The sequence below is a fragment of the Burkholderia gladioli genome, from assembly GCF_000959725.1.
Classification (GTDB): Bacteria; Pseudomonadota; Gammaproteobacteria; order Burkholderiales; family Burkholderiaceae; genus Burkholderia; species Burkholderia gladioli.
The window spans coordinates 2,397,864-2,412,023 of the sequence record NZ_CP009322.1 but is presented as its reverse complement, the minus strand read 5'-3'; the positions used below and the strand labels follow the sequence as shown (position 1 = coordinate 2,412,023).

The following is a 14,160-nucleotide window of genomic DNA, read 5'->3' as shown; positions in this document are numbered from 1 at the left end:
CGCTACGCTCCGATGAGGGTGGGGGCCGATTCGTAGCGCACGCCGAGCGTGCCGGCGGTCTGCTCGAGCAGGCGCGGCAACTCGCGATCGCGCCGCGCGCGCGGCAACTGCCACAGGATCTGACCGAGGAACACCTCGCGCGCGGCGGGTTCGATCTCGTCGCCGGCCTTGAGCAGCACCTGGGTGACGATCGGTAGCGGATCGCTGGGCTCGACGTCGATGCGCTCGATGCGCCCGGGCAACGCGAAATAGACGCGGAAGAAAGTTGCCTGGTCGGTCGGCGCGCTGCCGTCGTCGCGGTACGACAGCGTCTCGAGCGTATCGAGGTAGGGTGGCGAGGCCTTGCCGTCCTGCTGCGACAGCAATTGGTCGAGCCAAAGATCGAGCACGCTGGCGCGGCCGTTGAGCGCCAGCACGCTGCGGGAAATCAGGCTGCCGCCCACCCGCGGGTTGACCTCGATGAGTTCCCAGCGCTCGCCGTCGAAGCGCGCCTCGATATGGAAGCAGCCCCAGTCGAGATCGAGTTGCGCCAGCACCGCGCGGATCCAGGCGATGCCGGCGGCGGTCTGTACTCCGGACAGGGAATGCGGCGGGCTCGTGCAGCTGTCCTCCAGCACGGTGCCGTCGCGCTCGGTCAACTGGCACTTCTCGTGGATGCCGACGACGAACGCACGGGCGTCGGCGACCAGCACCTCGAAGCTGAACTCCCTGCCGGGAATGTAGTCCTCGGCAATGAACTCGATCTCGCTGCCGAGCAAGGCGGTGTAGACCGTATCGGCGCGCGCCTTGGCCGCGATCTCCTGGAGCGTACCCCAGGTGGTGTCGTGGGCGAGGCGGAATGCGCCATACGAGGCGATGCCGCGCGCCGGCTTCACGAAATAGCGGCCGCCGTCGCGGGCCAGCGCGTCCAGTGTTTCCGGCGTGAGCTTGCGTGCCGTGGCGCGCGACAGGCCCGCCGCGTGCAGGCGCGCGCGCACCACGCGCTTGTCGCGCAGGGCGTCGATCCTGCTCCACGGCAGGTCCGCGATCCCCTGCAGCGCATTGGCGTAGGCCATCAGCGCGCGATATCCCTCCCAGACGCTGATGCAGCCGCGAATCCGGCGCCCGCGATCGCGCAGGCTCGCGATGGCGTTCTCGACGTCACGAGTGCCGAGTTCGTGGGAATCGGTGGAAAACACCTCGTCGGCCAGCTCGCGCAGTGCCGCCAGGCGTGCCTCGCCGGCTTCGGGCAGCGGCCGCGAGGACAGGATCCAGACCGCCAGGCCGCGCGCGCGCGCCGCCGTCACCAGGTCCTCGGCGAACGAGAACCCGCAGTGACTGAGGATGAGAACGCCATCGGATGTCATGGTGGGCTCCCGGCGGCGTCAGGCTGCGGCCTTCAGCGTGGCGGCGATCTTGTCTTCGTAGAGTTCCTTGAAGTAGAGCGCCAGCACCGTCTGGTGTTCGTCCAGGTAACGCTTCAGCGCTGCGATATCGTCCTCGCTGCGCAGCAGGTGGCGGATCGCGGCCCACACCTCACCCGGGTGATCGTCGTTGATGTCGGTATGCGAGTGGGAGATCTGGCCGCCGATATTGGCCTCGCCGACCGATTCCTTCAGGGCGGCGAGCTTGCGCGGCTCCAGCTTCACGTTGACGTACTCGACCAGGTAGGAGTACGCGACCACGCCGAGCGGACCCTCGTGATCGAGCAGGTAGGAGAAGAAGCCGGCCAGCAGCTTGGTCGACAGATAGGGCTCGGTGGCCAGGAACTGCTCGCGGCTCACGCCGGCGCGAGCCAGGTCCTGGATGAACAGCTCGTCGTGCAGCATTTCCTCGCGTTCGTAGTTTGCCCAGATCTGGGCCGCCTCGGGGCTGCGCTTGGCGATTTCCGCGAGTGCCTTCGATTCGGCCACGCGCAGCAGGCGAATACGCCAGGCGGTTTCGATCAGGTGACGCTGATAATAGGTCGAATCGATGGATTTACCTTCGAGGTGGGCCGCATAGGGCACCGTTTCATACCACTTGTCGATTTGACCGTCGATGATCGAATCGATTTCGGCGCGTAATTCGGCGGAACGCGCGGCATTGATGAAAGGGATGCGGTTGTCGAAACCGACGTGCTTGACGCGATTGCTCATGGATAACCTCGGAATTTGACTTCGAATTAAAGACTTGCGTCTTCGTGTGCGAACGATGCGGCGCGAATGCGTACTTCGCCATTCAGTCGGCATTGGCATGCCAGTCTGAATTCATTGCCGGGGAAGCCGAGTTGGTCGAGAAATGCGGTTTCTTCGTCGCCCTTGACGCCAAGATGCGCGAGCCCTTCGAGCACCTGGATGGCGCAGGTGCCGCAGGCCCCCGCCTTGCAGCCGAAATTGATGCTGTCCTGACCGTATAGCTCGAATTCCAGGTCGGTCAGGGAACAGCCCGCGGGCAGCGTGGCTTCGACGTTTTGCGGCAGGATCACGACTTTATGCACGGCCTTCCCCCTCGCGATCCGCCGGGCGGCGCATCGCGATATATTTTTTTGAAAATTAGCGTTCGGTTCGCGACTCCGGCACGCGCTCGAGGCGGGCCATTAACGGCAATCGCGGTAACGACACGAAGATCCGTGCGTATATCGAAATAAGAATTCCGACGTATCGTGGATATAAGCGTTTTTCTTCGAGGCGTCTCTCAGGTTCGAGCTTATGTTCGCACGACGGGTTTCGATTGAACCGAATTTGTTCTCATATGCTTATACCGTTTAATCGTGCGATCCGATCGGGCGCGCGCCGGGGCGCGCGCGAGGATCTGCGCGCGGTCGGTTTCAGCCCGCCATCCCCATCGCCGGATCGGACACCGAATCCTTGCCGGTCTCGATGCGTCCCGCGAAGCGCCGCGAGAAACTCGGCGCATTGCTGCTGGCGACCGTGAAGTCATACCAGTTGCCGTGCTCGGCGACGCTCCAGCTCAACTCGCCCGAGGCGTTCGCGGCAAGTTCGAGCGTCCACGGGCCGTCGCCGCGATAGGCGTTCGCCGTTACCGTGAACCGGGCCGGCCGGCTGCCGCGATTGAACAGCTTCACGCTAAGCGCCGAGGCATCGCAGGGCTGGTAGCAGACCTGCACCTCGGGATCGGCGCCAGCCGCGATGTCGCCCAGCTTGCCGACGTATTCGCGGTGATAGCCGTTCGGCCCGAGCACCCAGAGGTCGTAGCTGCCCTGGTCGGCGGCATCGGGTGTCCAGCTGCCGCTCAGCGTCTTGCCGGCCTCCACCACATAACGGCGCGGGATCCGGTCCAGGTGCAGGCGATCGTAGACATGGAACACGGCGCCCGCCGCATTGGCGCTGGCGTTCGCGAATTCCAGCGTGATCGCCCCGGCGGCCGGATGCGCGGTGGTGTGCAGTTCATAGGGCAGCGCGCGAGAGGCGCGCGCGCCGGTGGCCTGCGCGGGCAGCGCCGAGGTGAGCGTCGCGCTCGGCACCGGGATCGCCTTCGCGGCACCTTGCGAGGCCGCCAGCGAATCGGCGCTCACCTTGCTGGTGCGGCCCGACAGCATGGGCAGCGCGCCCTCGTTGGGCGAGACGAAGTTGAAACAGGAGGTGAGGTCGCCGCAGATCGCCCGGCGATAAGCGCTGATCTGCGGCTCGACCACGCCGAAACGCTTCTCGAGAAACAGCAGGGTGGAGGTGTGATCGAACACTTGCGAATTGACGAAACCGCCGCGGCTCCACGGCGAGATCACCCACATCGGCACGCGCGGGCCCGGGCCGTAAGGGCGGCCGTCGATGGCGGGCTGGTTCGCGGTGGCCGGCGTGAAGTCGTGATACTCGGGCGCCATCTGGTCGGCCGGCAAGGTGCTGCCGCCGGCCAGCGAGCCGTCGGGATTGCGCGAGGGCGCGCTCGGTGGCGGCAGGTGGTCGAAGAAGCCATCGTTCTCGTCGTAGTTCACCAGCAGCACGGTCTGGCTCCAGACCTCGGGGTTGGCGGTCAGCGCGTCGAGCACTTCCTGCACGTACCAGCCGCCCTGCGCCGGGCTCGACGGCCCCGGATGCTCGCTGTAGTACGAGGGCGGGATGATCCACGACACCGCCGGCAGCGTGCCGTTCTGGATATCGTCGCGGAAGGTCTCCAGGAAGCCTTCCGGCATGGTGTTGCCGAAACCCTTGGCGAGCGGGCTCAGCGCGTCGTCGATGCTCGGATCGTAGAACGGGCCGGCGGCGGTCACCGCCTGCCTGATGTCCACCGTCGACACGTACACCGGGCGGCGCGCCTCCGGCATCTGCTCGATCGCGGCGCGCCAGTGGCGGAAGCTCATCATCTCGTTGCAGCCGAAATTGTCGACCAGGCTCTGGTAGACCTTCCAGCTCACGCCCGCCTGCTGCAACCGGTCGGCATAGGTGGTCCAGGTCCAGCCCGAGGTGGACGGGCCGATGTCGTTGCCGCCGTTGAACTCGTTGTTGAGCGCGGCCACGCGCACCGGGTTGTTATCGGCCGGGCTCAGGCCGTTCGGGCCGTTGGTGCCGCTCCAGTAGAACAGGCGGTTGGCGATGGTGCCGGTGTGCATGCCGCAGTGATACGCATCGCAGATCGTGAAGGCATCGGCCAGCGCGCGATGGAAGGGTACCTCGGCGGCTTCGTAGTAGCCGAGCGAGAGCGGCGTCTTCGCGCTCGGCCAGGCCGACATGCGGCCGTGATCCCAGGCGGCCTGCGCGTCGTTCCAGGTGTGCGGCGTGCTGCCGGCGCGCAGCGCGTTGCCCTGCGTCTCGTCGAGATGGTAGGGCGTGAGCGTGCTGGTCTCGCCGGCCTTGGTGTAGCGCTGGTGGAAGATGTTGGCCGCGCCCGCCGCCGACGGCACCGCGAAGCGGTCGCCATATCCGCGCACGCCGCGGAAGGTGCCGAAGTAGCTGTCGAACGAGCGGTTCTCGAGCATCAGCAGCACCACGTGCTTGACGTCCTTGAGCGTGCCGGTGGCGTTGTTGGCGTCGATCGCGAGCGCGCGCCGGATCGCGGGCGGAAAGCTGGAGAGCGTGGCCGCGGCGGCCGCGCTGCCGAGCGTGGTCTTCAGGAACCGGCGTTTGGAAGAGTCGAAGGTCATGCGAATGGGCTTCCAGGCAGAGTGGGGGCGGCTCAGGGAGCCGGTGCGCAGTGACGGGTGCCGCAGGCGGAGGCGGAGTCTCCGGTGGACGGTGCCGGGCGCGGCGCGTCGTCGTTGCCGCCGCAGGCGGCCAGCAACAGCGTGGCGCACAGCAGCGCCGTGCCGAGCAGGGGCGTGCCGCGTATCGAAAGGCGAGACATGGTGATTGTCATCCATAGGGACAGCGAGGGAGCGGGGAACGCGCCGGCCGACGGTTCCGCATGCGGGACGGGCCCGGGATCCGAAGCCGACTGTAAGCTCGGTTTTTGGCAGGAATGTGAAGCCGATTGCAAGCATCGCGAACGGGCCTGCGCATGAGAACGTTGCCGCGCGCACATTCCTTCGTCGATCGACAGGAATTGCCGAATCCGCTGCCCGGTCGTTTCGGGCTCGGTAGCGCTTACCGGTCGAAAGGAAGACGCGCCTGCGCGTTGCGCATCGACTGCTTGCGGCTGCAACTCCGGCGTCTCGAAACTGTCAGTCGCAGGCGGCAGAATCGAATCCCCACTCACGACAGGACCTTCCGATGGCACTGAACTATGGTTTGCTGAAGGGCACCGTTTCCGGGCATCTGCGCGATGCCGACGACGATCATTACCAGATCCTCGTGCATGCCGGCGACGAGGTGTTCCGGATCGCGGTGAACGTGAAATCCTCGGCGCCGCACGCGCCGTCCACCGTGCTGTTCGAATCGCGCGACACCTTGCCGGATTCGTTGAGTTCGCAACTGATGGCGGCCGAGGTCGGCTTCACCAAACTGGCGAGCAAGCCGGGCGGCCTGGCGATCGACTTCGTGCGCGGCGGCCTGGTGGACACCTCGGCGATGGTGCCGGTGCCGCCCGACGCGCCGGGCCAGGACAACGACCTGAAGGACCGCCTGGAGAGCGCGGTGGTGAAGGCGATGAGCCAGGCCGGCTCGCAGGTGTTCGCGTTCGGCTCGAAGTGGGGCCCCGAGGACAAGCCTGACCAGTATTTCAAGTTCGTGCCTGGGCAGGGCGTGCACGACATCCACATGAACCAGGGCAACTCGGGTTCGTATCGCAAGGACAACGGCGTCTACCAGGACGGTTGCCTGATCCTGCATTACCCCGACGACACCTGGCTGGCGGTGTTCCTCGCGTTCCAGTCGCAGACCTTCGATACCGACGACCACGGCAACCCGCGCTGAGCATGTGAGCGCCGGTGGCGTGCATGAACCGCCGACGCGCGGTTCATGCACGGCCGGGCCTCATGCGCTCACAGGTTGTTGCAACCCTTGGCGACCGATTCCTGCTGCGAGGTATAGGGCCGCGACGGCTCCAGGTTCCATTCGGCCTTGTTGCGCGCGATCTGGAAGTGGCAGACCAGTTGCCGGCGCATGCTGGCGAGATTGCTGTCGCGATTGTCCTCGTTCTCCTTCCACGGCGCGTCGAGGTAATGCTGGACCACCAGCTCGTTGAAGAAGTTGTTGGTCTGCTCGTCCTTCACCGCGCGCCCGCAATCGGTCGGCACCACCTGCAGCGAGGCGATCTTCTTCTTGAAGCCCGGGTCGTCGCGCCAGATCCAGGCCGCGCTCTGCACGTAGCGATCGCAACTGTTCTTCGCCGTGACCGGCCAGATCGCCTGCTTGCACTCGTTGTAGACGAACTTCGCATCGTCCTGGCGCGTCTGCGGCAGTTGCAGGTTGATGATCGGCAGGTACTGTTGGGTGCTTTCATACCACTGGATCTGGTTCAGCCGCGCGCCTTCCACGCCGCTGTCGTCGGCGTAGAACAGGGCCATCACCGAGGGCGAGCGCGGCGGATCCTCCTCCCACTTCGCGATGCGCAGCTCGTCCTGGGTCTGCATCGATTCCTCGCCCATCTTCTGCATCGACAGGATGCTCTGGTAGAAGGCCGGCGCCGCGTCCTTGTTGCGATCGTCGCGCACGTCGAACGAGCACTGCATCGAGTGGTCGCCGTTGTGCTTGCGGTAGTCGGCGTACCACTGGTCGGCGGTGGTGATGCCGAGATCCTGGCAGGACTTCTCGACATAGTTGGGCGTGAAGCTCGAATCGGTGCAGCCCGCCTGCGCACGCGCGTCGGTGGCCGCGTCGATCGGGAACGAGCAGAGCACGTCGTAGTCCTTGTTCTCCTTCGGATTACCGAAGATCGGATTGAGGATGAAGCCGCTCTTCAGGCCATAGGCGAGGCGGCGGAACTTCGCGTCCTTGCGCAGATAGGAGACCGAGATGCCGCCGCTTTTCTGGCTCTTCGGGCTCACGCTGTAGAACATGTAGTCGGTGGACGGCCAGGTGGCGCGGAACAGCACGCCCGAGCACAGGAAGGCCGGCTTGGACGGCCCGCCGCAATCCTGGCGCGTGTCGTTGTAGAGCTTGGTCAGCTTCTGCGCGACGTCGCCGCCCTCATCCGCCCGCGCGAGGGCGGGGGCGATCAGCAGCGCGTGACAAAGCACGAGACTCAATGGTGCGAATCGGATCTTTTTCATCAACGGCCTCTTGTTCGAATAATCGGAATGGAAACGATCGATGCGATTGTTTTGAATGGATTGCGTTGGCGGCCCCCTGCGGATATCGTCTGAAAGCAATTCAATGAATTGTTGACGCCTTGCCGGATCGGATGCACCGGCCGGCGCTCAGAGAATATCGACGAATAAAGGCGATGAAAATCGGCGCGGAGAAAATCCTGGATCGGGAATTTCTCCGATTGTATTTTTCATATTAAGTATTTTGATTGGCGGGCGGAAAATCCACGCGAAGCATTGCCGACCAAGCAAAGGATCCTCAGAATTCGCGAGCCATTCCGGCGACGAAATCGGCGATCGCGGCATTGTCGCGCGCCACGAAGATCCACTGGCCGACCGGCGTGGCGATCACCAGCCCCGCCTCGCGCAGCAGCGCGACGTGCGCCGAGACGGTCGATTGCGACAGCCCGCTGCGTGCCACGATGGCCGACAGCGGCGCTCCGTGGCACGAATGCAGCCGCGCCGATGCCGGGAACGCGTCCGGCGACTTCAGCCAGCGCAGCACCTCCCGGCGAAACGGATGCGCGAGCGCCTTGTGGGCGAGGTCGGGATCGATCATCGCGAGCGCCGCGTCAGCGCGGGCCCAGGCAGCGATGCACGAGCGCGGCGGCCAGCCCCGCCGCGATGCCGAACGCGACCACGCCGTGCCAGCCGAAGCGGGCCATCAACGCGCCGCTCGCGATGGCGCCGAGCGCGCCGCCCACGAAGGTGGCCGTCATGTAGAGGCTGTTGATGCGCCCCTGCGCCTTCGGATCGGCGGCGAAGGCGCGCGTCTGGTTCGCCACCAGGCCGGCCTGCACGCCGATGTCGAGCACCACCACGCCGATCACCAGCAGGGCGAGCGAGCTGCCCGCGCCGGCCAGCACCAGGTAGGCGGCGGTGACGATCGCGATGCTCAGGCCGATCACGCGCCGCGTGCCGATCCGGTCCGAGGCGCGGCCGCCGATGGTGGCCGCCATCGCGCCGGCCGCGCCGATGATGCCGAAGCCGCCGGCCCAGGCGCTGCCGAGATGCCAGGGCCCTTCGGCGAGCAGGGCCGCGAGGTTGACCCAGAAGGCATTGAAGGCGGCCCACAGCAGCGCCTGCACCAGCATCGATTCGCGGATCGGGCGATGGTCGCGCGCCAGCGGCCAGAGCGAGGCGAGCAGCCGGCCGTAGCCGAGCGTGGTGCTCGGCACGCCGCGCGGCAGCAGCCAGGCCGCGGCGAGGCCCACCGGCACCATCGCGGCGGCCTCCACCGCGTACACGGCGCGCCAGCCGTAGCGCGCGGCGATCACGCCGCTGACCGCGCGGCCGAGCAGGATGCCCACCATGATGCCGGTGACCACCGTGCCGACATTGCGGCCGCGCTGCGAGGGCGCCGACATCACGGCCGCGAACGGCACCAGTTGCTGGGGCACGCAACTGACGACGCCGAGCCCGAAGGCGGCGCCGATCAGCGAGCCGAGGTTCGGCGCGAGCGCCGCGGCGAGCGCGAGGACGAAGGCCAGCGCGATCTGGCCGAGCACCAGCTTGCGCCGGTCGTAGCGGTCGCCGAGCGGCAGCAGCAGCGCCAGCCCGGTGGCGAAGCCGAGCAGGGCCGCGCCGGCCACCAGGTCGGCGGAGGCCGCCTCGGCATGCAGGCCCTGCGCGATCAGCGGCAGGATCGGCTGGGTGCAGTAGATGTTGGTCACCACCGCGCCGGCGATGGCGGCCATCGTGATGATCTTGCCGCGCGAGGCGGCGGGGGTCGCGGGGGGCGCGGGCGTGGCCGGCGCGGCGCGCGGGGTGCCGGCGGCGATGGGCAAATCGTTCATGGCAGCTTCCTTTCCTGGCGAATTCGTCGTCGTCACCGGCGGCGGATGCCGCGGGCGCGATGATGGGAAGCCAGCCTACCGACTTGCTCGTGGAAAGATAATCCAACAGAATCTGGAATCATCTTTCCAGAATTCGAGAGGCAGCATGAATCGGCTCGAGTCGATGTCCTTGCTGGTGGCGGTGGTCGATGCCGGCAGCATGTCGGCCGCGGCGCGCCGGCTGGACATTCCGCTGGCCACCGTGAGCCGCAAGATCGCGGAACTCGAGGCCTACCTGAACACGCGCTTGCTGCATCGCACGACGCGCCAGCTATCGCTGACCGAGGCCGGCGAATCCTATGTGGCCGGCTGCCGGCGCATCCTCGACGACATCGCGGAAACCGAGCGCGCCGCCACCGGCGAATACGCGGCGCCGCGCGGCGAGCTGATCGTCACCGCGCCGATCGTGTTCGGGCGCCTGCACATCGTGCCGGCGGTGGCGGCCTTCCTCGCCCACTATCCCGAGATCGACGTGCGCCTGGTGCTGACCGATCGCGTCGCCCACCTGATGGAGGAGCAGATCGACGTGGCGCTGCGGATCGGCGAGCTGCCCGACAGCAGCCTGATGGCCGTCCGCGTGGGCAGCGTGCGCCGCGTGATCTGCGCGAGCCCGGCCTATCTGGCCGCGCACGGCGCGCCGGCCGAACCCGCCGACCTGGCGAATCACCCCTGCATCAGCTTCGAGGTGCTGGCCTCGCGGCGCGCCTGGGTGTTCGAGGCAGGCAAGGGCGAGCTGACGGTGCCGGTGCATTCGCGTTTCGCGGTGAACACGGCCGAGGCCGCGATCGATGCGGCCGTGCTCGGGGTCGGGCTGATCCGCGTGCTGTCCTACCAGGTCGAGACGGCGCTGCGCGAGGGCGCGCTGGAAGTGGTGCTCGACGGTTTCGAGGCACGGCCGCTGCCGGTCAGCCTGGTGCACAAGGGGCAGGCGCCGATGCCGCTGAAGCTGCGTGCCTTCCTCGATTTTGTTGCACCGCGGCTGCGCGAACGCCTCGCGGGCTGACGGCGGCGGCGGCCGGCGCGCCGCGCTGAGCGCTGCCTGATCGATCTTGGTGGGCGGCCGATCGCCGACTAGACTACAAAGCTCCTTGGCTATCCGGGGTGGGGCTGCCATGAAGATGAAGATCGATTTCCACGCGGACCCGGTGGACGTGGATGCGATCTGCCGCGATCTCGAGAACGGCGAGATCACGGTGATCCAGACCACGCGGCCGAACTTCAGGGATCTGCACGAGGCGGTCAGCCCGCTGATGCGCGGCTCGGCGATCCTGCCGCTGGCGGTGCGCGATGCCGACGGCAACTGGCACTGGTATTTCCTGAACGGCGATTCGCAGCCGGCGCCGTTGGCCGAGGTGGATGCGCGCGTGGCACGCGCGATCGCGCTCTGGCAGGCGGCGGGGCAGCCGACGCCCTATCACGTCGCGGCGGCCCGCTAGGGGCCGCTCGGGTCGGCGGCCCGCCTCAGGGCTGCGTCGTGCCGCTGGCGGCAGCGGCCTGGGCCGGCGCGCTTGCCTCGCTCACCTTGATCCAGCCGACGATCGCGCCCGCGCGCGGATTGCTGAAACGCACCTGCAGCCAGGTCATCGCGTCGTTCGCGCCCACCAGCGCGAGCTTGTTGCCCGCCACCACGTAGCGGCGCGTCGGCCCCTCGTGCGGGCCGTCGTGCAGCGCCAGCTTCGGCACCGCCACCGTGATGCTCGCCTCGCCGCCGCCATAGGCCTGCGGCGTGCGGCCGATCACCTTGCCGCTCGCGTCATGGCTCACCAGCAGCGAGGCGGGGCCGTCGTCGGGCTTGCCGTCCACCAGGTCCTGCACCTCCTGCGGCAGCTCGCGGCTCGCCTGGTACAGATAGAGCACGCCGTCGGCGCGGTAGCGATAGGCATCGGTGTACCAGATCGGCCCGCTGCGGCAGGAGCTGTACAGCGTGTGCTCGGCCGGCTTCGCGTCGAGGTTGGTGAGATCGCCGCAGTTGCCGAGCTTGTCGCTGCCGGGCGCGAGCCCGAGCGGCACGAAACGGCGGCTGGCTGCATCGAACAGGTAGACCTGGTAGCGCTCGTTGACCATCCCCAGCGTGGCCGAGAAGGCCAGGTCCTGGTGGCCGTCGAAGTTGTAGTCGCCCGAGCCGTATTGCGTGTTGCCATCCTCGTCGCTGACGCCGACCTCCAGCTTCTGCGTGGTGTTGTCGGGCGACAGGCGCACCAGCACGTGATTGCCGTCGGCGCGCGTGACGGTGGCGGTGGTGCTCGCGTCGACCCTGACCGTCAGCAGCGGCTTGGCGGCCGAGGCCGGCACGGCCGCGCCGAGAAGGCAGCCGGCCAGCAGCATCGACAGGGCGGGAGCCAGGGCGTGTCGCGATTCGGGGATGCGCATCGTGGAGGCGGCGCCGATGCGCCGATGGTCGGGATGGCGGCGAGCATGCCATGGCCGGGCGGCCTTCGCAATGCGGGGCCGCTGCCGCGAACTCGCTCGGCAAGCGTGGGCGATTCGTTGCATCATGACGGTCCGCCGCGCCGGCCGGCCGCGTGCCGCGCGGCCCTTTCCCCATGAGGCACGAGCCCACGCCATGAACCGAGCCCCCGAAGGCCAGACCGACCTGCAACGCCTGTTGAGCGGCATCGATCCGCTGCTCGACGAGGTGATCTACACCTTCTGCACGGTGCCCTGCGATACGCCGGGCACGCCGGCCGGCTGCATCTGCAGTTTCGACGAACGCGAGGGGCGCACCCTGATCCTGCCGCTGGAGACGGCGCGCGAGTGCGGCCTGCAAGCCGCCGGCGAATGGGCCAGGATCACGCTGCAGATCCATTCCTCGCTGGAGGCGGTCGGCTTCATCGCGACCGTCGCCACGGCGCTTGCGCGCGAAGGCATCAGCGCCAACGTGATGTCGGGCTACTACCACGATCACGTATTCGTGCAGTGGGCGCGCCGCCACGAGGCGATCGACGCGATCCGCTGCCTCGCGCTGGATGCCGGCCCGGCAAGCGCGACCTGAACCTGACCGACCCTGGAGAGATGAAGATGCTGAAGATCATGACCGATGCGACCTCGCCGTTCGGCCGCAAGGTGGTCGTCGCCGCGCTCGAGCGCGGGCTGGAGGTGGCCGAGCAGTTCGTCGACATGAAGGCGCCGCAGCCGCTCGCGCCGTTCAATCCGCTCTGGCAGATCCCGACGCTGGTGTTGTCGGAGCGCGCGGGCGTCTACGACAGCATGGCGATCCTGCTCCATCTCGATACGCTGCACGAGCAGGCGCCGCTGGTGCGTGTCGGCGATGCGGCCGCGCTGTCGATGCTGTCGCTCGCCGATGGCTTGATGGAGGCGGTGCTGGCGCGTCGCGTCGAATCGCTGCGCGAAGCCGCGCGCCAGGACGACGGCTACCTGGCGAAGCTGGAGGCGCGGATCCTGCGCTCGCTCGATGCGATCGATGCGCGCCGCGATGAGCTCGGCGACGCATTTGGCGATGAAGCCGGCGGGCTGCCCTCGGGCACGCAGATCGCCGTGGCGGTCGCGCTCGAATACACCGACTTCCGTTATGCGCGCGACTGGCGCGAAGCGCGCCCGGCACTCGCGGCCTGGCTCGCGACCTGGGCCGCGCGCCCGAGCATGACGGCCACCGCGCCCGGCACGCGCGAGCCCTTCGTCGGCAGCCTGCGCGACGCGCATCCGGCAAGCTGATCGTTGCATCGAGCGGCGCGCACGAACGAGGCCATCGCCCCTCCTGCGCGCCGCACGTCGAACCGACACATTCGCTTCACCGCCACGTCATTTCGCAGCGCTAACTTGTGAGGGCTTCGCCGAGCGGCGAAGTGTCGTATCCCTCCACTCATGAGCACCGAAATGACAAAGATCAGATTGCATCATGCAGCGGCGCTGGCGTTGTTCGCCGCGTCCCAGCTCGCCCACGCGGGCACCCCGAGCGTCGGCAGCCGCGAATACAAGGTCCTGCTGAATCCGCAGGCCTTCCAGAGCGCGCCGGCCGATGCCGCCAACCGCTTCCTCACCGACCTGAAGGCCAGCCTCGCCGCCAACGGCTTCGACAGCAGCATCAAGAAGAGCTTCGCGGCCGATCACGACCGCGGCGTGCTCTACTACGACACGGCCGGCAACTGCGCGGTGAAGACGGCCGGTTACTCGATGCGCCAGCGCAACGAGAGCGGCAGCCTCGACATCGAGCTGAAGTTCGGCTCGGCGAGCCAGGCCACCTCGGCCAATACCGACGTGAGCGGCAGCTCGTCGAAGGCCAAGACCAAGCTTGAGGACGACATCACGCCGCCGGCCAGGGAGACCTTCTCGCATTCGACCAGCGAGCCGCTGTCGAGCTCGAAGAACATCAACAAGCTCAGCGACATCAAGGACCTGTTCCCCACCACCAAGACCTTCGACAGCATCGGCGGCCAGGCGCTGGTGCCGGTGAGCGGCCTGTCGATCCACGAGCTGACCTTCGACGGCCCGACCAGCGATCTCGGCCAGGAAGACGCCGACTTCACCATGACGGTCTGGTATGCGAACGGTTCGAGCATGCCGGCGCTGGCGGAGATCTCCTTCGAGGTCGACGTCAACGACGATGGCGTGTTCACCGACAAGGTGAGCTCGCGCTCGCAACTGATCTTCAACACCATCCAGGGCATGACGAACTGGGTGCAGTCGCCGAGCTCGACCAAGACCGCCTGGGTCTACCAGTACCAGCCGAACTTCTGCAGCGGCAAGTAAGCGGCGGCCAGGCGCTGG

General features: G+C 67.3%; 15 protein-coding genes. 6 read left to right on the top strand and 9 right to left on the bottom strand.

All coding sequences use genetic code 11. The features are described from left to right. Nucleotides 1–2 precede the first annotated feature (2 nt). The 5 genes from BM43_RS10760 to BM43_RS41320 all read right to left on the bottom strand — a co-directional run bounded on the left by BM43_RS10760 (nt 3) and on the right by BM43_RS41320 (nt 5,259). Complete coding sequence (locus tag BM43_RS10760) at nt 3–1,346, bottom strand: ATP-grasp domain-containing protein (RefSeq protein ID WP_036055604.1); 1,344 nt, start codon at nt 1,344–1,346, stop codon at nt 3–5. An 18-nt stretch (nt 1,347–1,364) separates the two neighbouring features. Beyond that, a complete protein-coding gene (locus tag BM43_RS10755; protein ID WP_036055605.1) occupies nt 1,365–2,117 on the bottom strand; it encodes a hypothetical protein in 753 nt (250 codons plus the stop codon). A gap of 26 nt (nt 2,118–2,143) precedes the next feature. After that, nucleotides 2,144–2,458, bottom strand: a complete 315-nt coding sequence (locus BM43_RS10750; RefSeq protein ID WP_042284058.1) for a 2Fe-2S iron-sulfur cluster-binding protein — start codon at nt 2,456–2,458, stop codon at nt 2,144–2,146. A gap of 330 nt (nt 2,459–2,788) precedes the next feature. Then, nucleotides 2,789–5,059, bottom strand: a complete 2,271-nt coding sequence (locus BM43_RS10745) for a phosphocholine-specific phospholipase C (protein ID WP_036055606.1) — start codon at nt 5,057–5,059, stop codon at nt 2,789–2,791. A gap of 32 nt (nt 5,060–5,091) precedes the next feature. After that, nucleotides 5,092–5,259: a hypothetical protein gene (locus BM43_RS41320; RefSeq protein WP_155296504.1), complete on the bottom strand. Its 168-nt coding sequence runs from the start codon at nt 5,257–5,259 to the stop codon at nt 5,092–5,094. A 365-nt stretch (nt 5,260–5,624) separates the two neighbouring features. Here BM43_RS41320 and BM43_RS10740 point away from each other — a divergent pair, with 365 nt between their 5' ends. Then, entirely contained in the window at nt 5,625–6,266 is a 642-nt protein-coding gene (locus BM43_RS10740) for a YukJ family protein (RefSeq protein WP_036055607.1), read from the top strand. Between the two features lie 68 nt (nt 6,267–6,334). Here BM43_RS10740 and BM43_RS10735 read toward each other — a convergent pair whose 3' ends face one another. The 3 genes from BM43_RS10735 to BM43_RS10725 all read right to left on the bottom strand — a co-directional run bounded on the left by BM43_RS10735 (nt 6,335) and on the right by BM43_RS10725 (nt 9,396). Next, on the bottom strand, nt 6,335–7,564 hold the full coding sequence (locus BM43_RS10735; RefSeq protein WP_036055608.1) for a DUF2599 domain-containing protein: 1,230 nt from the start codon (nt 7,562–7,564) through the stop codon (nt 6,335–6,337). Between the two features lie 295 nt (nt 7,565–7,859). Beyond that, nucleotides 7,860–8,159 (bottom strand): ArsR/SmtB family transcription factor, encoded by a 300-nt coding sequence (locus tag BM43_RS10730; RefSeq protein ID WP_036055609.1) that lies wholly within the window; start codon nt 8,157–8,159, stop codon nt 7,860–7,862. 13 nt (nt 8,160–8,172) lie between these two features. Further along, nucleotides 8,173–9,396, bottom strand: coding sequence for an MFS transporter (locus BM43_RS10725; RefSeq protein ID WP_036055610.1), 1,224 nt, complete (start codon nt 9,394–9,396; stop codon nt 8,173–8,175). Between the two features lie 145 nt (nt 9,397–9,541). On the opposite strand from BM43_RS10725, the gene BM43_RS10720 reads away from it, so the two are divergent. Then, a complete protein-coding gene (locus tag BM43_RS10720) occupies nt 9,542–10,438 on the top strand; it encodes a LysR family transcriptional regulator (protein WP_036036625.1) in 897 nt (298 codons plus the stop codon). A 109-nt stretch (nt 10,439–10,547) separates the two neighbouring features. Then, a complete protein-coding gene (locus tag BM43_RS10715) occupies nt 10,548–10,871 on the top strand; it encodes a hypothetical protein (RefSeq protein WP_226284731.1) in 324 nt (107 codons plus the stop codon). A gap of 25 nt (nt 10,872–10,896) precedes the next feature. On the opposite strand, the gene BM43_RS10710 is transcribed toward BM43_RS10715, so the two are convergent. Next, nucleotides 10,897–11,805 (bottom strand): XAC2610-related protein, encoded by a 909-nt coding sequence (locus BM43_RS10710; RefSeq protein ID WP_052409101.1) that lies wholly within the window; start codon nt 11,803–11,805, stop codon nt 10,897–10,899. Between the two features lie 193 nt (nt 11,806–11,998). Here BM43_RS10710 and BM43_RS10705 point away from each other — a divergent pair, with 193 nt between their 5' ends. The 3 genes from BM43_RS10705 (at nt 11,999) to BM43_RS10695 (ending at nt 14,142) form a co-directional block, all read left to right on the top strand. Beyond that, nucleotides 11,999–12,427 carry an ACT domain-containing protein gene (locus tag BM43_RS10705; protein ID WP_036055611.1) on the top strand — a complete coding sequence of 143 codons (429 nt, stop codon included), beginning with the start codon at nt 11,999–12,001 and terminating at the stop codon, nt 12,425–12,427. Nucleotides 12,428–12,453: 26 nt separating this feature from the next. After that, nucleotides 12,454–13,107 (top strand): glutathione S-transferase C-terminal domain-containing protein, encoded by a 654-nt coding sequence (locus BM43_RS10700; protein WP_157693251.1) that lies wholly within the window; start codon nt 12,454–12,456, stop codon nt 13,105–13,107. A gap of 162 nt (nt 13,108–13,269) precedes the next feature. Then, nucleotides 13,270–14,142, top strand: a complete 873-nt coding sequence (locus BM43_RS10695) for a hypothetical protein (RefSeq protein WP_144417642.1) — start codon at nt 13,270–13,272, stop codon at nt 14,140–14,142. The last annotated feature ends 18 nt before the right edge of the window (nt 14,143–14,160 follow it).